General features: G+C 43.1%; 1 protein-coding gene. It reads right to left on the reverse strand.

The window, feature by feature from the left end:
- A partial coding sequence (locus COV52_08180) for a hypothetical protein (protein PIR10611.1) occupies nt 1-333 on the reverse strand: 333 nt, incomplete at its 3' end.
- Between the last annotated feature and the right edge of the window lie 611 nt (nt 334-944).

Below are 944 nucleotides of genomic sequence, written 5' to 3' on the forward strand. Positions count from 1 at the left end.
CTCGGCTTCACGCAACCGCTGTTTAATCAGCTCCACTTCCTGCTTCGGTGTTTTTATGCCTCGCTTCGACTTCTTTTGAAAACAATGCAGCACATAAACCACCTCAGCAATCTTAACGGTGTAAACCGTTCGATACGTATTGGTGTCATAATCAGAAACAATCTCCATGACAGCGGGTCTTAGCCCTTTCAATGGCTTTGCATTCCGAGGCACCTTGCCTTCCTGTACCTGATGCAGAGCGTAACCAATACTATCTTTTATTTCCTCAGGGAATTGCTTCAACTGTTTTAAAGCATCTCCTATCCAAACCAGTTTCTTCATCGTTTTCATCATTATGATATCCTATATTTGGGATATTTGCAGCATTTTATTGCTTAATCATTTATTTGAATTTCATCCAAATCCCGTTTCACCACCTCCAACATAGCAGTCATACGACCACAAAGTTCGGCTGTTTCCGGATGTGGCGTCCAGTGAAAAATCGTATCAAGGCAAGTAGCGATGATAGCACTTGAGCGTCTAATGGTGTATTTTATTTCCGTGTCGGTCATGTTGTAGCTCCTCAAAGTGTTGCACATGATTGGCACACGCCCTGTGCTGGTATCAACAGCATGGGGCACTGCCTCACTAAGACTTGCATCCTAGCTCGACAACGCCAATTAATCGAGTCAAATATCCGAGTTAACCTAGCTAGTTTATTTGGCACACACAACCAACACAAAACAGCACGAAATGCCGCAAAACATCGCAAAATGCCGTAGCAAAACCCCAACGTAACTAATTGATTCTATTGAACACCAATGTGCTCAAAACCATCCCTTGACTCTATGCACTTTCTCTTTATTATCAATCAGTTATGGGGTGGTCATGTTGGCGATTCTAATTCTTAGTGCGACAAGGTTTTGGATAACGGCCTAGAACAACCTCTTGAGGGGTTCTAAAGC

The organism is Gammaproteobacteria bacterium CG11_big_fil_rev_8_21_14_0_20_46_22 (assembly GCA_002796245.1).
Lineage (GTDB): Bacteria > Pseudomonadota > Gammaproteobacteria > UBA12402 > UBA12402 > 1-14-0-20-46-22.